General features: G+C 62.3%; 24 protein-coding genes. 14 read left to right on the top strand and 10 right to left on the bottom strand.

Annotated features, from left to right (window positions below; translation table 11 throughout):
- The coding region (locus EN807_RS31430; RefSeq protein WP_281405230.1) for a TCP-1/cpn60 chaperonin family protein at positions 1 to 554 on the top strand (554 nt) is incomplete at its 5' end.
- A gap of 156 nt (positions 555 to 710) precedes the next feature.
- Here EN807_RS31430 and EN807_RS31425 read toward each other — a convergent pair.
- The 4 genes from EN807_RS31425 to EN807_RS31415 form a co-directional block, all read right to left on the bottom strand.
- On the bottom strand, positions 711 to 1712 hold the full coding sequence (locus EN807_RS31425) for a zincin-like metallopeptidase domain-containing protein (protein WP_135937845.1): 1002 nt from the start codon (positions 1710 to 1712) through the stop codon (positions 711 to 713).
- A 350-nt stretch (positions 1713 to 2062) separates the two neighbouring features.
- The gene (locus EN807_RS37060) at positions 2063 to 2563 is read right to left on the bottom strand and encodes a DsbA family protein (RefSeq protein ID WP_245485869.1); all 501 of its coding nucleotides are present in this window, start codon (positions 2561 to 2563) and stop codon (positions 2063 to 2065) included.
- Positions 2524 to 2988 (bottom strand): hypothetical protein, encoded by a 465-nt coding sequence (locus EN807_RS37055; protein WP_246684476.1) that lies wholly within the window; start codon positions 2986 to 2988, stop codon positions 2524 to 2526. Before EN807_RS37055 ends, EN807_RS37060 begins: the two co-directional genes overlap by 40 nt.
- Before the next feature lie 402 nt (positions 2989 to 3390).
- A complete protein-coding gene (locus EN807_RS31415; RefSeq protein WP_246684478.1) occupies positions 3391 to 4545 on the bottom strand; it encodes a cation:dicarboxylase symporter family transporter in 1155 nt (384 codons plus the stop codon).
- A 728-nt stretch (positions 4546 to 5273) separates the two neighbouring features.
- Between EN807_RS31415 and EN807_RS31410 the strand changes: the two genes are divergently transcribed.
- Both EN807_RS31410 and EN807_RS35870 read left to right on the top strand, forming a co-directional pair.
- Positions 5274 to 5663 (top strand): hypothetical protein, encoded by a 390-nt coding sequence (locus EN807_RS31410; protein WP_127212199.1) that lies wholly within the window; start codon positions 5274 to 5276, stop codon positions 5661 to 5663.
- A gap of 153 nt (positions 5664 to 5816) precedes the next feature.
- Positions 5817 to 6107, top strand: coding sequence for a hypothetical protein (locus EN807_RS35870; RefSeq protein WP_164759987.1), 291 nt, complete (start codon positions 5817 to 5819; stop codon positions 6105 to 6107).
- Between the two features lie 38 nt (positions 6108 to 6145).
- Here EN807_RS35870 and EN807_RS37725 read toward each other — a convergent pair whose 3' ends face one another.
- Positions 6146 to 6385 carry a helix-turn-helix domain-containing protein gene (locus tag EN807_RS37725; RefSeq protein WP_287378762.1) on the bottom strand — a complete coding sequence of 80 codons (240 nt, stop codon included), beginning with the start codon at positions 6383 to 6385 and terminating at the stop codon, positions 6146 to 6148.
- Positions 6386 to 6391: 6 nt separating this feature from the next.
- Positions 6392 to 6850, bottom strand: a complete 459-nt coding sequence (locus EN807_RS31400) for a hypothetical protein (protein WP_348627944.1) — start codon at positions 6848 to 6850, stop codon at positions 6392 to 6394.
- A 540-nt stretch (positions 6851 to 7390) separates the two neighbouring features.
- Between EN807_RS31400 and EN807_RS37050 the strand changes: the two genes are divergently transcribed.
- Positions 7391 to 7633, top strand: coding sequence for a DUF6074 family protein (locus tag EN807_RS37050; RefSeq protein ID WP_127212198.1), 243 nt, complete (start codon positions 7391 to 7393; stop codon positions 7631 to 7633).
- Positions 7634 to 7996: 363 nt separating this feature from the next.
- Here the strand turns inward: EN807_RS37050 and EN807_RS31390 are convergent, their stop codons facing one another.
- The 4 genes from EN807_RS31390 to panB form a co-directional block, all read right to left on the bottom strand.
- Positions 7997 to 8629 carry an acyl-homoserine-lactone synthase gene (locus tag EN807_RS31390; protein ID WP_127212116.1) on the bottom strand — a complete coding sequence of 211 codons (633 nt, stop codon included), beginning with the start codon at positions 8627 to 8629 and terminating at the stop codon, positions 7997 to 7999.
- 92 nt (positions 8630 to 8721) lie between these two features.
- Entirely contained in the window at positions 8722 to 9420 is a 699-nt protein-coding gene (locus EN807_RS31385; RefSeq protein WP_337126752.1) for a LuxR family transcriptional regulator, read from the bottom strand.
- 120 nt (positions 9421 to 9540) lie between these two features.
- A complete protein-coding gene (panC, locus tag EN807_RS31380) occupies positions 9541 to 10449 on the bottom strand; it encodes a pantoate--beta-alanine ligase (RefSeq protein ID WP_127212114.1) in 909 nt (302 codons plus the stop codon).
- Positions 10446 to 11282: a 3-methyl-2-oxobutanoate hydroxymethyltransferase gene (gene panB / locus EN807_RS31375; RefSeq protein WP_135937842.1), complete on the bottom strand. Its 837-nt coding sequence runs from the start codon at positions 11280 to 11282 to the stop codon at positions 10446 to 10448. Before panB ends, panC begins: the two co-directional genes overlap by 4 nt.
- Positions 11283 to 11455: 173 nt before the next feature.
- Here panB and EN807_RS31370 point away from each other — a divergent pair, with 173 nt between their 5' ends.
- From EN807_RS31370 to EN807_RS31325, 10 genes are all read left to right on the top strand, one after another.
- Complete coding sequence (locus EN807_RS31370) at positions 11456 to 12418, top strand: hypothetical protein (protein WP_135937841.1); 963 nt, start codon at positions 11456 to 11458, stop codon at positions 12416 to 12418.
- A gap of 62 nt (positions 12419 to 12480) precedes the next feature.
- The gene (nadA, locus tag EN807_RS31365) at positions 12481 to 13455 is read left to right on the top strand and encodes a quinolinate synthase NadA (protein WP_029354894.1); all 975 of its coding nucleotides are present in this window, start codon (positions 12481 to 12483) and stop codon (positions 13453 to 13455) included.
- Positions 13452 to 14993, top strand: a complete 1542-nt coding sequence (locus EN807_RS31360) for an L-aspartate oxidase (RefSeq protein ID WP_029354892.1) — start codon at positions 13452 to 13454, stop codon at positions 14991 to 14993. Before nadA ends, EN807_RS31360 begins: the two co-directional genes overlap by 4 nt.
- Before the next feature lies 1 nt (position 14994).
- Positions 14995 to 15876, top strand: coding sequence for a carboxylating nicotinate-nucleotide diphosphorylase (gene nadC, locus EN807_RS31355; protein ID WP_189522640.1), 882 nt, complete (start codon positions 14995 to 14997; stop codon positions 15874 to 15876).
- Between the two features lie 207 nt (positions 15877 to 16083).
- Positions 16084 to 17052 (top strand): biotin synthase BioB, encoded by a 969-nt coding sequence (bioB, locus tag EN807_RS31350; protein WP_246684477.1) that lies wholly within the window; start codon positions 16084 to 16086, stop codon positions 17050 to 17052.
- Positions 17049 to 18188, top strand: coding sequence for an 8-amino-7-oxononanoate synthase (locus tag EN807_RS31345; RefSeq protein WP_135937839.1), 1140 nt, complete (start codon positions 17049 to 17051; stop codon positions 18186 to 18188). The genes bioB and EN807_RS31345 overlap by 4 nt, the downstream gene beginning before the upstream one ends.
- The gene (gene bioD / locus EN807_RS31340; RefSeq protein ID WP_029354884.1) at positions 18185 to 18820 is read left to right on the top strand and encodes a dethiobiotin synthase; all 636 of its coding nucleotides are present in this window, start codon (positions 18185 to 18187) and stop codon (positions 18818 to 18820) included. The genes EN807_RS31345 and bioD overlap by 4 nt, the downstream gene beginning before the upstream one ends.
- On the top strand, positions 18820 to 20085 hold the full coding sequence (locus tag EN807_RS31335; protein ID WP_135937838.1) for an adenosylmethionine--8-amino-7-oxononanoate transaminase: 1266 nt from the start codon (positions 18820 to 18822) through the stop codon (positions 20083 to 20085). Before bioD ends, EN807_RS31335 begins: the two co-directional genes overlap by 1 nt.
- The gene (locus EN807_RS31330) at positions 20082 to 21065 is read left to right on the top strand and encodes a beta-ketoacyl-ACP synthase III (RefSeq protein ID WP_135937837.1); all 984 of its coding nucleotides are present in this window, start codon (positions 20082 to 20084) and stop codon (positions 21063 to 21065) included. The genes EN807_RS31335 and EN807_RS31330 overlap by 4 nt, the downstream gene beginning before the upstream one ends.
- A 172-nt stretch (positions 21066 to 21237) precedes the next feature.
- Positions 21238 to 21598: MFS transporter (locus EN807_RS31325; RefSeq protein ID WP_189522638.1), on the top strand; the 361-nt coding region annotated here is incomplete at its 3' end.

Raw genomic sequence — 21598 nt, 5'->3', positions numbered from 1 at the left:
GTCTCGCCAAGCTGGCGGGCGGCGTTGCCGTCATCCGCGTCGGCGGTGCGACCGAGATCGAAGTCAAGGAAAAGAAGGACCGCGTCGATGACGCCCTCAACGCGACCCGTGCGGCCGTCGAAGAAGGCATCGTTCCCGGCGGCGGCGTCGCACTCCTGCGCGCTTCGCTGACCATCAAGGCTGTCGGCGCCAACTCCGACCAGACCGCTGGCATCGCCATCGTGCGTCGCGCGCTGCAGGCTCCGGCCCGTCAGATCGCGGCTAACGCCGGTGCGGAAGCATCAATCGTTGCCGGCAAGATCCTCGAGAACAACAGCGCGACCTTCGGTTACAACGCCCAGACCGGCGAATATGGCGACATGATCGCCATGGGTATCGTCGATCCGGTCAAGGTCGTGCGCACGGCTCTCCAGGATGCGGCCTCGGTCGCCGGCCTGCTGGTCACCACCGAAGCCATGATCGCGGAGGCTCCGAAGAAGGAGTCGGCTGGCGGCGGCATGCCAGGCGGCATGGGCGGCGGCGGCATGGGCGGCATGGGCGGCATGGATTTCTAATCTAGCTCTGGCAGCTTTCGCAACGAGAGGGCGGCAGCAATGCCGCCCTTTTTTGCGAACCTCGGTCCGATAAACGATCGGCGCCAACGCCGGCCATCGGCTTTAGCGCAACCTCAAAGAGAACTGTCGAGTTGGTTGCGCGCGGCTTTTGCGTCATCAGAGGCGCAAGGCGGTCGCGTGTGAGGATTGCGCGCTCCCATGGGCGGTTTCGGCATGTGCCTCGCCTTCGACATCGGCATTGAGGCCAAGCAGGAAATCGGCGGCTTTCGAGGCATGGCTGGCGGCGCGGAAGATGGCGCGGTTGTCCTCGCGCAAAACCGTCAGCCATGAGCCGATGTAGTCGGCATGGCGCACGGTCGGCTCGATGCCGAAACTGCTGCAGATGAAGGCTGATGTGATTTCGGCGACCAGTTCCTCGCGCGCATAGGTCTTGGACCCGAAGGAGCCGGACAGGTCGCGCGCGAGTCGCGTCGGGTGGCCGGTCCAGTGGCCAAGCTCGTGAAAGCAGGTCCGGTAATAGTCGATCTGGTGGAAGAAAGCCGGCTGCGGCGGCACCTGTATGGTGTCGCTGCCGGGCATGTAGAAAGCGCGCTCGCCGCCGATGCGAAAATCAGCGCCGCTTGCATGAATGAGCGCCTCGGCCTGCGGGACCATCTCGCGCTCAGGCAGAGGCTCGCCGGCGGCGTAAAGATGTTCGGGCAGATTATCGCACTGCGCGACATTGAAGACGGTGAAGCGCTTCAGGAAGGGCACCGCCTGCGGTTCGTCGCCATCGGTGTCGGCGCGTTGCTTTTCGTTCTTGGGAACAAAGCGGTCAGCGTGAACGATGGTGGTGCCGTGCTCGCCCTTCCTGACATTGCCGCCTAGGGAAAGCGCCTGCCGGAAGGTGAGCCAGTTCTGGCTGGGGAAACCGCGATCGATGACCCCGCCCCACAGGATCAGGATATTGATGCCGGAATATCGGCGCTGGGTGGCCGCATTCCGCGGCAGGCCGAGGCCTGTCCTTGCCCTGCCCCACGGCTTGACCCATGGCACGGTGCCGCGCTCCAGTTCGGCAATGATGCGGTCGGTGATTTCCTGATAAAGGCTGGCGCCGGTGCGCCCGCCACTGTCTGCGCCAGCCTGTCGGCTGCCGCAACGTTTGTTGTTTGCACGCATCGTGATGTCCTCCGCTCTTCAATCGCGCGCCCTCCCCAGAAGCGGGGTGGGCGGCGAAAGCGACCGGAAAGGCCCGACGTCGGAGGCGGACTGCATCCGCAGGACCGGAACGGAGTGGAGGACCCGAAGCGAAAGCGAAGGGTTGCGGGACGCCGCGGCGGGCCTAGAAGGGAGTGCTGCCCACCCTGCGCCACCGGGGAAGGCCACGATAAAAACGACGCCGGCCGACAGGCCGGCGACCGTCAGCAGCCGAAGGCTGCCCCGCGCCAGGGGGCGAAGCCGCAGGGCCGAGACCGCCTGAGCCTGGCGAAGAAAAGCGGGCTCGGTTCACGAGCACCCGGCCAGCGCCTTCAGGCGCGGCGCTCAGGATTGTTGTTGGCGCCCACGGCAGCTGGATGACCGCAACAAGATGCCGAGGAGCAACAGCAAAGCCAGCTGCCACAAACGGCACGCTCCGGCAACAACAGCGTGGCCGATCTACAGATGCTGCCCCGCACGAGAGCCAGCGCGCTTTGAGCGCGCATCGGCGAGCAAGCGTTGCAAGCTGGCCATGTCGACCAGTCGGCGATCACTTTATCGCCGACCACCAACGCGGGCGTACCGAGGATGTGCAGACCTTTCGCGAGTGCCCGGGTGCGAGCAAATTCATCTGCCATGGCCGGATCTTGCATGTCCCGCTTGAGCTGCTCAACGTCGAGGCCCACACGTGCTGCGATCATGAGAGTGATCCTTTCGTTAATCCGACTGGGGAAAGCCATAAGGGCGCGGTGGAATTCGTCATACTTTCCCTGTTTTCTGGAGGCGAGCGCCGCTACGGCTGCGAATTCGGAATCCGGTCCCAGGACCGGCAATTGGGATCATCCTTGATGGCTTTCTGGTAATTGAGATCTGCCAGTCTGCAATGCGGACAGTTGTGGTAGTCATTGAATATGACCAGAACGGCATCGCCTTGCGGGTTGCCGGCGATTGGGGAAGCGGGGTCGTTGTCGAATGCGCCGCTCCACTTTTGCCTCTCGATCGACCACGCCTGCCGGTGCAGGTTCGCGCTATATTGGCTCGCCAGCACGGCGAGGAGTAAAAGAAGAGCTGCGACAGTGATGGCAGTCGGCTTAGACATGGGTCTCCAATCCATGGACGGGGTGGCAGCAACGGCCCGCCTTTTGCTGTAAAATGCTTTGATCGAGCCCCGCACTTGCCACAGGGCGCAGTCGCGAGGGCGGACAGCTATCGATGCCGGTGCGCTCTGGCGGTTTCTGGAAAGATGGCCTTGCGCCATCGGGCCCACCCCACCAGCTGAGCGTCGTTCGCGCGGGCCGGGCAACCGCGACCGCCATTCACCACGCCGGGCGACTGACCGTCCACCCGGCAGAGCGCTGAAGGGTTCCCGGACCTTCCGGGTTGCCGGCGATTGGCGAAGCGGGGTCGTTGACGAGTGCCGCTCCACTTTTGACTGTCTATTGGCACGACTGCATGGTCGGGGGCGGCCTTTCCCGCCCGTGCCGGTGCGCGCTATTATGGCTCGCCAGCACGGAAAGCAGCACGGCGAGGAGAAAAAGGAGAACCGCGAGAGTGATGGCAGTTGTCTTAGACATGAGGCTCCGATCCATGGACGGCGTGGCAGCAACGGCCCGCCTTTCTGGTGTAAAATGGGGTCGCTTTTGATCGTGCCCCGCAGTTGCTACAGGCGCACAGGTGCCGGTGCGATCTGGCGGTTTCTCAAATACGGCTTTGCGCCATCGGGCCCACGCCAATAGCTGAGCGTCGTTCGCGCGGGGACTGCGTTCACCACGCCGGGCGACTTGACCGTCCACCGCCAGAGCGCTGAACGGTCCGCTCGTGAGGCGCTCCCCGAATCGTCGTTTATCCCGCTCGCCCCAGACCGGGCGACAGCCAGCGTTGCCGCTACGCTGCGGAGAAAAATCGTCAGCGCGTGGCATTCGGACATAAGCTGATCGACGCCAAGAATAAGCCCCACGGAGGTGACCGGTGCGGCCGGAACAAGAAAGAGCGTTGCAGCCATTGTGACGAGGCCTGCACCGGTAATGCGGGTTGTTCCGTTCGAAGGGAACAAAGCGACAAACAGCATCAGGATCCGGCAGCCGATCGGCAGATCAGTTTTCGTCGCCTGGGCGATGAAGAGGGCTGCGAGCATCATATTCGTGCCGTCCAGATTGAATGGAATGAGACCCACGACCGAATGCGTGGCGCCGGCCTTTTCCATCTTCTCCATGAGCGAGGGCAGCGCGGCCTCCGTGGAGGACGTTGCGAGCAGCAGCTCGTCCTTGATGTATCGGACGAGAGAGAAGATCGAGCGGCCGTTGTAGCGGCAGACCGCGCCGAACAGGACCGAGAAGAACAGGACTTGCAGGATGTCGCCGTCCGCGAAGGCCCCGGGAATGGTTGACGGGATGATGTTCATCAGGAAACCGGTCACGGACTGCTCGTGGGCCTTGGCCGCAAAGCTCTTCACGGCCTGGAGATCGAGCGAAGCCGGATCGATGTTGAGGCCAGCGCCAGGCTGAACGACATTTGCGACGATAAGTCCGACGACAAGTGCGAGCGTTGAGAAGGTGAGAAAATAGACCATCGCCTTGCCGGCAACGCGGCCGACCTTCTGCAGATCGTTCATGCCGGCGATGCCGGTCGCAATTGTCAGGAAGACGACAGGTGCGATGATCATCTTCACGACCTTGATGAAAGCATCGCCGAGCGGCTTCAGGCTCTCGCCGGTCTCCGGATAGAAATAGCCAATTGCAGCCCCCAGGGCGATGCCGGCAAGCACCTGCACGCAGGCCCGGGCAAAATGGCGCTTGCGGGCCGCTGCGTTCGCTATGGGGACTTGTGGAACCAACACCGTTTCTCTCCTTGACCGGATCGGGGTGGGGCTCCTCCTTCTCCATGCAGTGCTCCGGTCGAACGCTGCGCCCACTTCGGCGCAAGCGATGTGCCAAATAGCAAAGAGGGGAAAACGCGCAGGACCTCTCACGCAGTGCTTGTTCGCTCTCCCGCACTCGCGCTGCGGTTGCCAGTCAACTATGGAAGGGTCAGTTCTTGGGAATTCCAAAGGTCGCTCTTTGCTTCGGCGCAGCTTGGCTGGCTGGAAGGTTCCCTGTTTGCCTTGGGGTCTGGGACCTGCGTCCAGATCGTCAACATTTGCCTGCGCGCCGCACGGGGCTCCAAAGAATCAATCGAGGACGGGCCTCTTCCAAAACGGGGGCAGCGTTGGTCAAGCCCTTCCACCCTGCTGTCCCACCAAGGGTGTTCAGAAGCTCAGTTCACGATCAAGCGATGGATCAGCGTAATCTGGCGTTTGCGCCATCGCGGCGGCGTTGCAAGGGGTCTGCCAAGGATGAGCAAGCCGCGAGGCAGGGCCCGAGACCTAGACTCCATCCTCATCAACAGCGCGCTCGGCTCGCGTTAGGAATGTTCGAACCGCAGCACGATCAGGTGGCCACACCGTTGGTCGGAACCGGAACCCGACGAATGATCGTTCGTGACCGACATCTGTGAACAAGCAGTGTGTGTCATTGCAATCACCACCCATTGCGCGCAATTGCCCATATGGCCGTGAATGAACTGGATTTGGTGATTTTCCAGATGGCGGTGGAAAGCGTCCGCTTGCTCTCTTCAAGCTTTGATGAGAAGGCGGCTGAGATAGCCACGAGGAGCCGTGGTAGCCTTCTTTTCAACGTGCGGGTTGACGGTGACCTGGAGGTCCAGCGAGTCGCAGCCATTGGATATCCAGGCGACAACATCGGTGTGGTGGCATTGGACCGAGAGGGCCTTGTTAGCTGCTGTTGCCTTGTCAATGGCACCTTCTCACCTTTCATTGCACCGTTGGAGAACTGGACCAGCATGCCCCTGTCCATGCAGGCCCAGATCGATGTCACAGGCTATGCGAGGCTCCTTCTGGCCGCCCTGCGAAATGCTGGACATATGCTGGGCAGGTAGCATCGCCGATGATGTCTGTGATGAGATAGTGCAGACGGCTGGATGAGGCGATCGCTTGCCGGCAGCTTTGGCCGCCAAGCGATCGGTGAGTTCGCAATGCTGGACACGTCCTGTAGACTCTGCCAGTTAAGTTAGCGGACAACCATCTGACGAATGCCCGATCTGACAGTCTGGACGGCGCGGCATGCCCTCCTAGGAATGCAGCCGTGGTTCTACTCCATCGGCTGTTTTTGCGTCGAAGGCGACGGGCACACCGTGAACGATGGACGTCGCCGCCACCAATTCCTCAACTCGCGATCGGTCGCTTTGCACGCCGGCTTAAGCGTTCGAATGGCGCGGATCGCCTGGGCGGTGGAGAGGAACCGGGCCTTTGCCTCTGGACAGAACATAGGCTTCGGCGGCTTTTTCACCCGCCTCCCTGAAACTCTGACTGACACGATCTAGGACGGGAGTTCGGCAGCCTTCAAGCCTATGTCCGACAGTCAGGCAGCGGTGGCCAGGCCGAAATAACGTTGCTCCTCCTCGCCGTAAGCGCCATGCGTGAGTTCCATCAATCCGACGCGGTCGATAATCGTGACCTCGCCGCGCTTGGCACGGACAAGTCCTCGATATTCAAGCATTTGCAGGGCCGTGGTGACCCCGGGACGGCGGGCGCCGAGCATGGTCGCCAGAAATTCATGCGTCAGGTAGATCTTGTCTCCGTCAGAGCGGTCATGGATCATCAGCAGTCAGCGGGCCAGCCGTTCCTCGATTTTGGAGTGGCCATTGACCAGTGCCGTCCGGGACGACTGGACAAGGAGCGCGTGGGCATAGTCCAGCAGTGACGTGCGCAGCGACGGGCTTTCCGCAACCGCAGGACGAAGGATTTCAACCGGCAGGCGCCAGCCATTGCCTGCGACCTGGATATAGGTCTCGTTGGAAGAGCTGTCCTGTCCGAGAATGACGGCTATTCCTGTCATCCCGTCATATCCGATAATGCCGACTTCACATTGCCGTCCGCCGGTCATGGTGGCGCCCACCGAGGCGATGCCCCTCTCGGGAAAATATACATTCCTGATCGGCTGATGCGCGATCTCCAACTGAGCCTTGATGTCCAGTTCGAGGTGATGCAGCGATGGTCGCAACAGCGCGAAATCCTCCGGCGAAAGGGATTTCAGCACCTGGTTGCGAAAAAGGGATTCGGGCAAGGCTCTCTCCCATGCGGGCAAGAGCGCGTACCTCTTACTGTCGGCTGCATCCGAAGTAACTGACGGCCGATGCCAAAGCATAGGCTTCGAAACGCGCGATTGCAAAGCCCTATCGGGGCAGTGCAGCCATGCTAGAAGTCGCGCGGCCTTACGATAGGCGCGGATGACATGATTCCCTTCTGCGGCCACCAAGAACGGCTCGGGCACGCTTTAATCGTTCATGCACAAGCTCGCAGGAATGTAAGCGGCGGAACAATCGGGTGATTCGTACCGCCCTGCCCTTTCAGAAATTAAGTCATTGGACGTCAATTCGGGCTGGAACGCCTCGTCGCGGAACGGCACAGGAAATGCAGCCGGATCAGCAATGGTGGTTCACCTTATGTGCGGTCCGGATGTGCGGTCCGGCGGCTCATCGCCCAACGGCTTGTCGACGGGGAAGTGGAACTCGTCATGTCGCCGCGAACCGTCACCGCGCTAGCGGGGCGCTTTTGAAGCGCCGGTGTTTTCTTTGTGGAACTGAAACTGTGAGGTGATTGATGCATGACTCAAACATTTGCGTATTTCCGCTGCCTCGGCGACGCACATTGGTCGAAGTATCGCCAGGCCCTCGAGACCAAGAACGGCGAGGCGGCGAGTGCGTTCTGGCGCTGTGCTGCCAAGAAAATGCTCATTCAATTGTCCGATGTAGGAATTGCGCCAGAGCTCGCTGCGCAGGAGGTTGGAAGCCTTCTTCATGCGGTCTTGGACGATATGGCCAACCGAACGGTAATGCACATAGCATAGGCTTGGGCGCTGTTGGATCGCGCGTCAGCTCGGGTCCTTATCGGGGGACTGCTCCGACTGGCCGACGGTCCGGCCAAACCGGCATACCGGCAAAGGTTTGAGGTTGGGATCGCTCACGGCGGCCGGTCCATATTCCAAGGCGACCTCAGGAGCCACATTGGCTTCTTTCCAAGCGGACGGGCGCCATTTTGGCGTGCTCACGCTGGACTGCGGGTTGCGCCTACGGAAATCCGAAGTCCGGCCGCGCGAGTCGATCGACCGGAACAGTCGAATGCTCGTGGGTCCGGGTCCGCTCAGCTTGACGGCGGGCGGTGGCGGCCGTGAGCAGACTTAACCCAGGTCACGGCTGAGCATCCGCAGGCGCTATGCCGATTGGATGAGAACTGGTTGCCACAACACCGGCCCGTTCAGGCGTCCCCTCCAGCGGATGCGCAAGAGACTGGCGTAGGAAATCTCGAGGAAGCCGGCGACTGCCTCGGTGTTGCCGACCTGCTTGGGCTGTCCGATACGTGACAACGGCCAGGTCGCGAGACGAAGGATCCTTTCGATGCGCGTATCTGTCACCGTTACGATCCCGGAGAGATTGTTGGCCAAGCCGAATTCGATGATGCCCGCGAAGAGCTCGTAGGTTGCTTGTGCCAGGCCGCCAGCAGCCTTCGGCGCTGTCGGAGGGAGATCGAGCGCGAAACGACTACTCTCCCAGATATCGGCACTCGCAGGGGCCACCATCTCATCCAGCAGCGCCGGAAACGTATCGCGCAACATAGTCGGTCCGGTGGTCGGCAAAAGGCGGACGCAGCCGCAAGTTCGCCAATCGGACCCCTTGAGAAGCAGGTAGACGGGGTTCAGGCTGTCAAACGGGTCCGTTTCCATTTCGCCTTCGGTCTGCACTTCCCAATCGAGCCGCTTCTTGAAAACCCGATACCTAAGCCCGTGCATTTCCCTGAGTTCGCTCGCGAACTCGGCGTAGCAGTCGGGTGTTATCAGCTGCATCATTGTCGTCTCCGTGCGGGATGTGTCCACGCAATCGAAGCGCAAAGCCGTCATTAATGCAGCCTGTAGACCTTTACAGCTAGCCTTGGAGAGGATCAGGATCTCGCCCGAGCAGCCATCCGCACTATGGCCTGGTTGATAGTTCGCACGCCAAGCTTCGCCTTGGCGTTTTCCTGATGGAAGGTCACGGTGCGTTTCGAGACACCGAGAATCTGGCTGATATCCCAGGCCGACTTGCCGCACGCCGCCCATTTCAGGCACTCGAACTCCCGCGGGGTGAGCGTTATGCCATCTACCACGCAATCTTCGGCGAGCCTGCGCCGGGCATGGATATGAACGGTGATCGCAACCAGCTGCATTGCTTTTTCGTAGCGCGTCAGCGACCTCAAAAGTGGCGGATGCGCCTCGTTGGAGGCGAAGGTCAGTGCGGCGAACCGGCCGCGATGATCATGCATCGACATGGTCAGTCCGCCGCGAATGCCGAACTCAGCTGCTTTTTCCAGGACTTCCTGCTGCGAGGTCGGCAAATAACGGTGATCGCGGTCCACACCCCAGTCGAAGGTATCCCAGCCCCGCAGTCCCCGCAGGATCACGGGATCCACGCTGTGGTAGCGCAGTTGCAGGTAATGTGATGTCCATGATGATGGATAGTTCGAGATCAATCGCGGCGTGTCGCCGGAAGCGGATGGGTAGGTGAAATAAGCGAAGAGCGGAAAGTCGAACCCGGCTGCGGCGGACGCCATTGCCTCATGGAGATCGACGGCATCGACGCTTGCAGAGAGTTGCTCGACCAAGGTTTCAAATACGCGATGCATCTGCGCTTTGCGTACCTCGCGGAGGTTGCTGGAAGCCGGGCGGAGACGTGGTTCTAAATGATGGCCTGTCCCTGCAGGGCGTACGACGCGCCGCCGTCATCACCGCAATTGCTGTGCTGCTTCCGATTGGAGAGAGCTCCGCGCACCTGACCAACTACCGATGGGTGATATTGCGACGTTATCGATGAGCCGCGTGTCGCCAAGCCAAGCCGCAGCAAGCAAGCGCGCCGGTCGGTCAAGGCTTGCTAACGATTGCAGGTCTGTTTCTCCGCGAAGCTCCAGGTATTCGAGCTCGCGATAGCCGGCAGCCAGAATTGTTGCACGCGCTTCATCAAGCGCAGGCAGGATGGGAGAGCCGCGTGCAAGCCGCTCGGCCGTATCGAGCAGGACCGATGCTAGTTTTGGGGCAATGGCGCGTTGTGCTGGGGAGAGCCGCACGTTGCGCGACGATAGCGCAAGACCATCGGCTTCGCGGACTGTCGGACAGGGCACAATAGTGATCGGAATGTCGAGGTCCCGGACCAAGCGCCTAACAAGCTGAAGTTGCTGAAAATCCTTTTCGCCAAAAAAGGCGAAGTCAGCGCCGGCCTGCAGGAAGAGCTTGGCCACGACTGTCGCCACGCCATTGAAATGGCCGGGCCGGAATGCGCCGCACAGGCATTCGCTGATGCCGGACACTGAAACGGCCGTGGCGAAGCCCGCCGGGTACATTTCCTCTGTGTCCGGCACATAGAGCAGATGCGTGCCCAGCGGCGCGAGCTTGGCAGCATCTTCGCTTTCCGTCCGAGGATAGGCAATCAGGTCGGCGGGGCTGTTGAACTGCTTGGGGTTTACGAACAGCGTCACGATCACCCGCTCGGCCCTTTCAAGCGCCTTCCGCACGAGGCTCAGATGCCCGTCGTGCAAGGCTCCCATGGTCGGCACAATACCGATCGTGGCACCCGAGCGACGCCATTGCGCAACGACGGCGCGCAGCTCGCTCACGGTTCGAGCGATCGGCACGCTCATGTGAAGTCTCCGGCTTTCAAGGCGTTGACATAGAGATGTTCGACCGCCGGAAAGTGCCGGTTCCGTACATCGGTGGCGTAAGCGGCGATTGCCGCCTCGGCCTGCTCACCGAGCTCGGCATAGCGTTTGACGAACTTCGGCCGAAATGAGGTGAAGAGCCCGAGCATATCGTCGCTCACCAGAATCTGGCCGTCGCAAGCTTGCGAGGCACCGATGCCGATTGTGGGTATGTCGATATCGGCGGTTATCTGCCGTGCAAGCTGCTCCGGTATCTTTTCGAGCACCAAGGAGAAGGCGCCCGCCTCGGTTACCGCCCTGGCGTCGCGCCTGATCCGCTCTGCATCGGCTCCCCGGCCCTGCACACGATAGCCTCCGAACGTGTTTACCGCCTGCGGCGTCAGCCCCACATGGGCCATGACAGGTACGGCGCGCGCGGCAAGGAAGCGGATGGTTTCCGCGATGGTCTCGCCGCCCTCAAGCTTCACCGCTGAACAACCGGTCTCACCCATCACGCGCGCAGCGTTGCCGAAAGCGTGCTCTGGGCTTTCCTCGTAGGAACCGAAGGGCAGGTCGACGACCATCAGCACGTGTTCTAGGCCGCGGCGAACGGCCTGTCCGTGCATGATCATCATGTCGAGCGTGACGCCCAGCGTCGACGACAGGCCGTGCAGCACCATGCCGACGCTGTCGCCGACAAGAACGATGTCGCAGTGGCGATCGAGTAGCCTCGCGACCGGCGTGGTGTAGGCCGTCAAGCATACAAGTGGCGTCTGGCCTTTTCGCAATCGAATATCTGGAGGGGTAATCCCTTTTATCTCACCAGCCGCGCTCAACCGACGCCCCCCTTTCCTTACGTTGCCAACAGCGGGTGTCGCGTTTGACATATTTTTGTGCGACTGCGAAGAGCTAAAAACAGCGCTTGAGTACTACGGTGTTGACGTGCTGGCTGCCAAGGTTACATTCAATCGATTAAGGCGCTCCGTTGGGCCAACCCACTTTCGCAAACATGGATCCTCAGACAACAAGAACCAAGAAAGGCAAAGCCGCCGTCAAAGCTGACGAAGCCAAAGTGGACCTGACTGCCGTCGTGGTCGCTGTAAACGACTGTGAGCCCTGTGTCCTCACCGTCGGTCATGCGGACACCCTCCCTTCTGGACCTTTTGCCCTTGAGCATCGATCGCTGCAGTCGGGTTTGAGGGGGTGGGTGGAGCAGCAGACCGGCCATGCACTGGGATACATCGAGCAACTCTACACCTTCGCCGATCGCGACCGCATCGGCACTGAGCGCCACCAGCGCGTCATCTCAATCAGCTATCTCGCATTGACCAGGAAGGAACAGGCAACGAACTCGGCCGCGTGCGGCTGGCAAAGTTGGTACGAATATTTTCCCTGGGAGGACCACCGCTTCGGCACGCCGCCTGTGCTGCTCGATAGATTGCGGCCCCGCCTGATTGAGTGGGCCGGCGGCGCCAGCGAGCCGACCACTCAACGCGAGCGCCGGCAGCGCGCTGCGATAGCCTTCGGCTTCGACGACCGCCATTGGAACGAGGAACTCACGCTCCAACGCTACGAGTTGCTCTATGAAGCTGCTCTGATTGAAGAGGCCGGTGGCGGCAGGGACGCGATTGCGGCCGCGGCTGGCAAACCAATGGTCGCTGACCACCGTCGTATTCTGGCAACCGGGATTGCGCGGCTGCGTTCGAAGATCAAATACCGGCCGGTCGTGTTCGAGCTTATGCGGCCTTCCTTCACGCTGCTGCAACTGCAGCGAACCGTGGAAGCTCTGGCTGGCAGGCTAATCAACAAGCCCAACTTCCGGAGACTGGTCGAGCAGCAGGATCTTGTTGAGGAGACTGGGGAGACCTCCCTCGACACGGGCGGCCGACCGGCGAAGCTTTATCGCTTCCGCCATGCCGTTCTCGACGACAGGGCTATCGCCGGGACAAAATTACCGCTGGCGCGGGCTTGACATACTTATAGTCAAGGTAGACATATTCCCTTATTGTCAAACCGAATATAATCGAGGCGCCAATGGCTGGGGCGTTACCTATGGCTGCGTCCCTGTATGAGCGTGTCCGGCGGGTGATCCCTCCCGTTGAATGGCTCGCGTTCGCCGGCGATATTGAAGCCATCTTAGCGCTGAAGCGTGAGCGCAATGCGGTGGTGCTGGCGCACAATTACCAGACGCCCGAAATTTTTCATTGCGTGGCAGACATCGTCGGCGACAGCCTGGCGTTGGCCCACAAGGCGGTGACGGTCGACGCCGACATCATCGTGGTTGCCGGCGTTCATTTCATGGCCGAGACGGCAAAACTGCTCAATCCGAACAAGACCGTGCTCATCCCGGATCTCAGCGCCGGCTGCTCGCTGGCCGAATCGATCACGGCAGACGACGTGCGGTTAATGCGGCTGCGGTATCCGGGGGTCCCCGTTGTTACTTACGTCAACACTTCGGCCGCCGTAAAAGCGGAGTCCGACATCTGCTGCACGTCCGGCAACGCGAAGGCGGTGGTGGAATCGCTTGGCGTGGCGCGCGTGCTGATGCTGCCGGACGAATATCTGGCGAGGAACGTGGCAGCCGATACAGACGTCGAGATCATCGCCTGGAAAGGCCATTGCGAGGTGCATGAGCGCTTCACCGCAGCAGACATTCGGGAACTGCGCGATGCCCATCCAGGCGTCATCGTGCTGGCCCATCCAGAATGCCCACCAGACGTTGTCGCGGAGGCGGAGTTCTCCGGCTCGACCGCAGCGATGTCGGATTATGTCGAGCGGGAGAAACCGACGCGTGTCGTCCTTCTGACCGAATGTTCGATGAGCGACAACGTCGCGGTCGCGCATCCCGACGTCGAGTTCGTTCGCCCATGCAACCTGTGCCCGCACATGAAGCGCATCAACCTGGCCAACATTCGCGCCGCGCTCGAGCAGAACCGGCATGAGGTCCGGATTGATCCGGAAATTGCCGGCCCCGCCCGCCGCGCGGTCGAGCGAATGCTTTCCCTATGAGCCTGGAGGTTCGCGACATCGCCGGGGCGCCGGTCGTCATCGGCGGCGGCATTGCCGGCCTGATGACGGCGCTTCATCTGGCGCCGGAACCGGTCGTGCTTTTGACCAACGCGCCGCTTGGAACCGGAGCCTGCAGTGAGCTTGCCCAGGGCGGTCTTGCGGCAAGTCTCGGCGGCGACGACGGCCCGGATTTTCACCTTTGCGACACGATAGCTGCCGGCGACGGACTCTGCGACGAGGCCACGGTGCGGCGAGTGGTCCGAGCTGCACCCGAAGCGATTAGGACGATCCAAAGGTTCGGCGTCGCCTTCGACCAGCACCCTGACCGCGCGTTGCGACTTGGGCTCGAGGCGGCACACTCGCGACGGCGGATTGTGCATGCAGCCGGCGACGCCACCGGTCGCGAGTTGGTGCGCGTGCTCATCGCCGCGGTTCGGCGTACAGCCTCGATCACCACTATCGAAAATGTGGAGGTCCGCCGGCTGGTCGTGCAGGACGGGTCGGTCATCGCCGTGGTCGCCGCAGGACGAGCCGGCGCGCTCGCTCTGCCCACGCGTCGCGCGGTGCTGGCGACCGGCGGCGTCGGCGGGCTGTTTTGCGACACGACAAACCCCGCTGGCTCATGGGGTCACGGGCTGGCGCTCGCCGCATGGGCGGGGGCGGAACTCGCCGACTTGGAATTCATACAGTTCCATCCAACTGCGCTCGACGGTCCGCGCCGGCCAATGCCGCTGGTGAGCGAAGCCGTGCGTGGCGAAGGCGCGGTGCTTATCGATGAGCGAGGAGAGCGCTTCCTCGCTGACACACCTGGCGGTGAACTTGCGCCTCGCGACGTCGTAGCGCGCGCCATTTGGCACCAGCTTGCCGTTGGACGCCGCGTATTCCTGGATGCACGGCAAAGTCTCGGCCCGAGATTTGGCAAGCGTTTTCCAGGCATCGCCGAATTGTGCCGGAGCGCAGGGGTCGACCCCGCGACCGACCCGATCCCGGTGCGCCCGGCGGCACATTATCACATGGGCGGCGTCGCCGTAGACAGCGCCGGCCGCAGCTCCATCGAGGGATTGTGGGCCTGCGGTGAGGTCGCCTGTACCGGCCTGCACGGCGCCAACCGCCTGGCCAGCAACTCGCTCACCGAAGCGGCGGTCACCGCGAGCTGGGTTGCCGAAAGCGTTGCCGGCACGTCGTATACCCGGCGACCGCGCAGATGCTCCACATTCGTCCCTCCACGACCAGACGCTTCCGCGGTCCGCCCGATTGTCTCCGCCGCCCTGGGTATCATCCGCGACGGCGAGGCAATGCGCGAAGCGGTGGCGACCCTGCTGCCGATCGCAGCTGACAATGTCGCTGCCTCTGGTCCGGCTTTGGTCTCACTGATGATCGCCGTGGCGGCCCTGGGGCGGGAAGAGAGTCGAGGCGCGCACTGTCGGTCCGATTTCCCGCTCCACGATGCCGACGCGCGCCCATCACGGCTGACACTGCACAGCGCAATGCGGGCCGCGGCCGCACTCGATTGCCGGGCTACAATACGGAGCACCTGATATGATTTCATTCTCCCCCCTCCCCGCGACCCTGATCGAACCGATCGTGCGCGGTGCGCTCCTCGAAGACCTGGGCAGATGCGGCGACCTGACCAGCGATGCGGTTATCCCGCATGATTGCACTGCCACGTTGGTGCTCAAATCGAGGCAGGCGGGCGTCGTTGCCGGGCTCGATCTGGTCTCGTACGCCTTCCTGCTCGTGGAACCGGCGATTAACATCCAGATCTGGCGCCCTGATGGCAGCGATGTCGGGGCCGGGGAAACCATTGCAAGATTGTCCGGACCCGCGCGAGGCCTGCTCACGGCCGAACGCACGGCCCTCAATTTCTTATGCCGGCTGAGCGGCATTGCCACTGCCACAGCGGCGATGGTTGAGGCCGTGCGCGGTCACAAGGCGAGGATTGTATCGACGCGAAAGACGACGCCCGGCCTGCGGGCATTGGAGAAATACGCCGTGCGCGTCGGCGGCGGTGCCAATCACCGGTTCGGCCTCGATGACGGCGTGCTCATAAAGGACAATCACATCGCGATCGCCGGCGATATCCGCACAGCAATAGAGCGGGCGCGCGCCGCCGCAGGGCATATGGTGAAGGTCGAGGTTGAGGTCGACACGCTGAAGCAGCTCGATGCAGCGCTCGCGATTGGTGTTGACGCGGTGCTGCTCGACAATATGTCGGTCGAGGATCTTGCCCGCGCGGTTTCTATAGTGGGTGGCCGTACGATCACCGAGGCTTCCGGTCGGGTGACGCCGAAAACGGCGGCGGCGATTGCGGCGACCGGTGTCGATCTCATCTCCATGGGATGGCTGACGCACAGCGCCCCGATCCTCGACATCGGCCTGGACATGCCGGACCACCAGAACATCTGCAAGCATTTGAACTGAGGATTACGACATGAGGAGCAACATCAGCTCGGCAGGCGTAGGAAGGCGATGGAAAGACGTGCCGCAGCTCGCCTTTTAGCGAGTGCGCTCCAAAGCCAAGTCGGACCGAGCTTGCTGGTCGACAGACTCCTGAAGGCGTACCGGACTAGCAACAAAGGTTTGACGATGACGATTGGAATGAACTCGGAGTTCGACGTGAACCAGACCATGCAATCGGTCGATGGAACGCCTCCGCGATGGAACCGCAAAGAGGCCGAGGCCATCTACGGCATGCCATTCAACGATCTGCTGTTCCTAGCTCAGACGATCCACCGCCAGAACTTCGATCGAAACCGAGTGCAGCTGTCGCGCCTCCTTAGCATCAAGACCGGCGGCTGCCCCGAAGATTGCGGCTATTGCAGCCAGTCTGCGCATTACGAAACCGGGGTGAAGGCGTCGAAGCTGATGAACGTCAAGCATGTCATCGACGAAGCGGCCAAGGCGCGTGATGGCGGCGCAACGCGCTATTGCATGGGCGCAGCGTGGCGAAGTCCCAAGGAGCGCGACATGGACGTTGTGGTCGCCATGATCGAGGGCGTCAAGGCGCTCGGCATGGAGACCTGCATGACGCTCGGCATGCTCGATCTTGAGCAAGCTGCTCGCCTGAAGCAGGCCGGTCTCGACTACTATAACCACAACATCGATACCTCTGAGCGCTACTATGGCGAGGTTATTTCAACCAGGACTTTTGCCGACCGGCTGGAAACGCTTGGGCACGTGCGCGCGGTTGGGATGAAAGTCTGCTGCGGCGGCATCGTCGGGATGGGAGAAGAAAAGACCGATCGCATCGACATGCTGGTCACGCTCGCGAACCTGCCCGAGCCGCCGGAAAGCGTGCCGATCAACATGCTTATTCCCATCGAAGGCACCCCGCTTGCCGCGGCCGACGCCATCGATCCGATCGATTTCGTCCGCATCGTTGCGCTCGCGCGGGTGATGATGCCGAAATCCTGTGTAAGGCTGTCCGCCGGCAGGACGGCGATGAGCGACGAAACGCAGGCGCTGTGCTTCTTTGCCGGCGCCAACTCGATCTTTGTCGGCGACACGCTGCTGACGGCGGACAATCCCGGCGAGGACAAGGATAGCCTTCTGTTCCAGCGTCTCGGCATCAAGCCGATGGAACTCGCCACGCAATGAACGAGGCAATTCTTGCCCGCTATGACGCATCCTTGCAGGGGCTGGCGCGCAAGGACCGGCTGCGGACGCTCGCACCGTGCGCCGGGCTCGACTTCTCGTCGAACGACTATCTCGGACTTGCCGCTTCGAGAAGGCTAGGCGACGCGGTTGCGGCGGCGATTGCGCGGGGCACGCCGGTGGGCGCCGCCGGGTCGCGGCTGTTGCGCGGCAACGCACCGGAACATGAGCAATTGGAGGCGGACGCAGCGGCATTTTTCGGAGCCGAGCGCGCACTGTTCTTCGGCAGCGGCTATATCGCCAACTTCGCTCTGCTGACCGCGCTGCCGCAGAAGGGCGACCTGCTGGTCCTCGACCAACTCGCCCATGCCAGCATGCATGAGGGGGCACAGGCCGGACGCGCCGAGTTCAAGCTGGCCGCGCACAACGACGTCGACGCTGTCGAGGGCGCAATCACCCGCTGGCGCGCTGAAGGCGGCATGGGGCGCGTGTGGATCGCCGTCGAAAGCCTTTACAGCATGGATGGCGACCGTGCGCCAATGGAGAGCCTGGTCGCGCTGGCTGATCGGTACCAAGCATTCATCGTCTTCGATGAAGCGCATGCCACCGGCGTCTGGGGACCGGACGGCCGGGGACTGGCCGCCGCGTGCCAAGGCCGCGACAACATCGTCACGCTCCACTCATGCGGCAAGGCGCTCGGCGCATCCGGTGCACTCGTCACCGGGCCGAGGACACTGTGCGATTATCTCGTCAACCGGTGCCGGCCGTTCATCTACGCCACCGCGCCCTCGCCGCTGATGGCGGTCGCGGCGCGCGAAGCGCTGACTATTCTGTCCGACGAGCCCATGCGCCGCGCTCAGCTGCAGGAACGCGTTGCCTGCGCCGGCCGCCAATTGGCCGAGCGCTGCGGCGTCGTACCCAGCGGCTCGCAGATCCAGCCATTTGTCATCGGCGACGTTGGGCGCACCATGGCGGTGGCGGCGGCCCTGCAGGCACGCGGCTTCGACATACGCGGCATACGTCCGCCGACGGTGCCCGAGGGCACATCGCGCCTGCGCATTTCGCTGACGCTCAACGTCGACGAGACCGACATTTCCGCCATGGTCGAGGCTCTCGTCGAGGTGTTGGCCACAGCATGACCAAACGCATCGTCGTCACCGGAACAGACACCGGAATTGGCAAGACAGTGTTTTCGGCCGGACTTGCCGGGCTGCTCGACGGCTTCTACTGGAAGCCGGTGCAATCGGGCCTCGACGAGGAGACTGACAGCGAGGTCGTCGCCCGGCTTTCCGGCTTGCCCGACGGACGCGTGCTGCCCGAAGTCTATCGACTGACGATGCCGCTGTCGCCGCATCGATCAGCCGAAATCGACGGCGTCGCGATCGAGGCCGACGATCTTTCATTTCCGGTCCTGCCGACACCGCTCGTCATCGAAGGCGCCGGCGGGCTGATGGTGCCGCTCAATCGACAGACAAGGTTCATTGACATATTCGAACAATGGCGGCTGCCGGTCATACTGTGCGCCCGCACCGCGCTCGGCACCATCAATCATACGCTGTTGTCGATCGAGGCCCTGAGAGCCCGCTCCATCCCGCTCATCGGCATTGCCTTCATGGGCGAAGAGGTGGCCGATACGCAAAGGACAATCGTGGAATTCGGCGGCGTGCCGCAGCTCGGCAGGCTGCCGCACCTCGGTCCGCTGACGGGTGAAACGTTGAGAGATGCAATGATTTCCGGCTTCGACCTGGCCATGATTGCCGGAGGCGACTGATGGCGCAGTCTCGAGTCTGGCATCCGTTCACGCAGCACGCGCTAGAGCCCTCGATCCCTGAAATCGTGCTGACTGAAGGCGCCTATCTCCACAAGGCCGACGGCTCCCGCATCCTGGATGCGATTTCTTCCTGGTGGGTCGTCACTCATGGCCACCGCCACCCCCGCATCATGAAGGCCATCGAGACGACCGCGTCGAGCCTCGACCAGATCATCTTCGCAGGCTTCACCCACGAGCCGGCCGAGCGCCTGGCCGAGGCGCTTGTCGGCCTCGCACCCGCCGGCCTTGACCGGGTGTTCTATTCCGACAGTGGCTCGACCTCAATCGAAGTCGCGCTGAAGATGGCGCTCGGCTATTTCCGCAACATCGGCGCGCCGCGTTCGCGCATCGTCGTCATGGAGCACAGCTATCATGGTGACACGATCGGGGCGATGAGCGTCGGCGCCCGTGGCGTGTTCAACGCCGCCTACGAGCCCTTGCTGTTCGAGGTCGACACCATCCCCTTCCCGGCCGCCGGGCGCGAGCAGGAAACGCTGGATCGGTTCGAGGCACTCTCCCGCGACCGGCGCGCCGCCGCGCTGATCGTCGAGCCGCTCGTGCTCGGCGCCGGCGGCATGCTCATGTATCCGGCCTGGGTTCTGACCGAATTGAAGAGGATCACTGAGGCCGCCGGCACGCTGCTGATCGCCGATGAAGTGATGACCGGCTGGGGGCGCACCGGAACCATGTTCGCCTGCGAACAGGCGTCCGTCTCGCCGGACATCCTGTGCACCTCGAAAGGTCTGACCGGTGGTACCATCCCGCTGGCCGCCACGATCGCCACCGATGCCATCTTCCAGGCTCACTATTCCGAGGATCGCAAGAAGACGTTTTTCCATTCGAGCTCCTACACCGCCAATCCGATTGCATGCGCGGCGGCACTTGCCAATGTCGAGATCTGGCACGACGAGCCGGTGGCCGAGCGGATCGCGGCCTTGAGCGAGCGACAGGCCGCCGGGCTTCGACGCTTTCGCGACAACCCTCGCTTCACCGATTGCCGGACAACCGGCACCATCGCGGCACTCGACCTACGCACCGGCTCAGCCGGTTATCTGGCCGAGATCGGGCCAAAACTGCGCGCTTTTTTTCTTGAGCGCGGCCTGCTCGTGCGCCCGCTCGGCAATGTCCTGTACCTTCTGCCGCCCTATTGCATTACCGGCAACGAGTTGGATGGGCTCTATGACGCCATCGAGGAGGCCGGCGAACGCTTCGGCTCAAAGCCATGAGCCGATCATCGCGCATTCTCGGGCTTGGCCATCATGCGCCCGCGCGCAAGGTGGAGAATCCGGAAATCGAAGATCGTCTCGGGCTTGAACCCGGCTGGATCGAGCGGCGCACCGGGATACGGTCGCGCTTCTGGGCAGCGGACGAAGACACGCTGTCGGCCCTTGCCGCGCACGCCGGCGACATGGCGCTGACCAATGCCGGTATCGACCGCGGCGACATCGGCCTGCTGTTGCTCGCTACCTCCACACCCGATCATCTTCTGCCGCCAAGCGCGCCCCTGGTCGCACATCGGCTGGGACTAGGTCGCGCCGGCGCGATCGACCTGACCGGCGCCTGCGCCGGCTTCATCTATGCGCTGATGTTCGCCGACGGCTTCACCCGCCTGCACGGCAGGGCGGCCCTTGTCATTGCCGCCAACATCCTCAGCCGCCGCATCAATCCGGCCGAGCGCGCCAGCGCCGTGCTGTTTGCCGATGCCGCCGGCGCCGTGGTGATCGGCTCGTGCGACGACACTGACCGGGGCATTCTTGGCGCTTCGGTGGATTCCGACGGTTCGGGCTACGGGCTGATCCAGATTCCCGCCGGCGGAAGCAACACCCCGTTCCATGGCGACCTCGACCTCGAGCAGACACGGATGACGATCACTGACGGCCGTGAAGTGTTCAGCAAGGCCGTGGAGATGATGACCGCCTGCTCGAGAGATGCGCTCACTGCTGCCCGACTGAGGCCGCAAGACCTCGATCGTTTCGTGCCGCATCAGGCCAATGCTCGCATTTTCGAGGCGGTCGGCGGGAATCTCGGCATCGCAGATCACTCGATCGTCAAGACGATCGCCGAATATGGCAACTCTTCCGCCGCGACGATCCCGCTCTCATTGTCGCTCGCCCATCGGGCGCAGCCGTTTCAGCCTGGCGAGAAAGTCCTCTTGGCGGCAGCGGGTGCGGGTCTCAGCGGCGGCGCGCTTGTCGTGGGAATTTAGTAAAGCGACGCTTGCGCACAGGACTGCTCATGAATGAGACTATGAGAATGGCTCAATACGTAAATAGTCGCCGGCAAGCTCCATAGAGCTGGTTCCGTGCGGTGCTCCGCGATGTCTAAGTACCGAACCGCTTGCTCAAATCGCAGCGCTCATCGAAGGCCAGCAAAACCTCATGCAGAGCGAAAATCCTCAACCGCCCGTTTCAAAGACGCTGGCTCCATTTCGAAACAAGGTGTTTCGCTCAATTTGGACGGCCACCCAGATTTCCAGCCTGGGTTGGCTAGTGCAAACGGTCGCCATCAGTTGGCTTATGGCAACGATTTCTGCGTCCGACCTTATGGTTGCACTCGTCCAGGCCGCATCTACATTGCCGGTGTTCTTCCTCTCAGTTTTCGCCGGAGCCATTGCCGACAACTTCAGCCGCCGGTGGGTGATGTTTGCGGGACACTGCCTGATAGCATCGGCGTCGACGACGCTGATGATTTCTGTGGGTCTGGGATTTGTCAGTCCTTGGCTGATTCTCGGGTTAGGTT

The sequence above is a fragment of the Mesorhizobium sp. M5C.F.Ca.ET.164.01.1.1 genome, assembly GCF_004792125.1.
In the GTDB taxonomy this organism is placed as follows: domain Bacteria; phylum Pseudomonadota; class Alphaproteobacteria; order Rhizobiales; family Rhizobiaceae; genus Mesorhizobium; species Mesorhizobium wenxiniae.
This window is presented reverse-complemented; position numbering and strand designations above follow the sequence as displayed.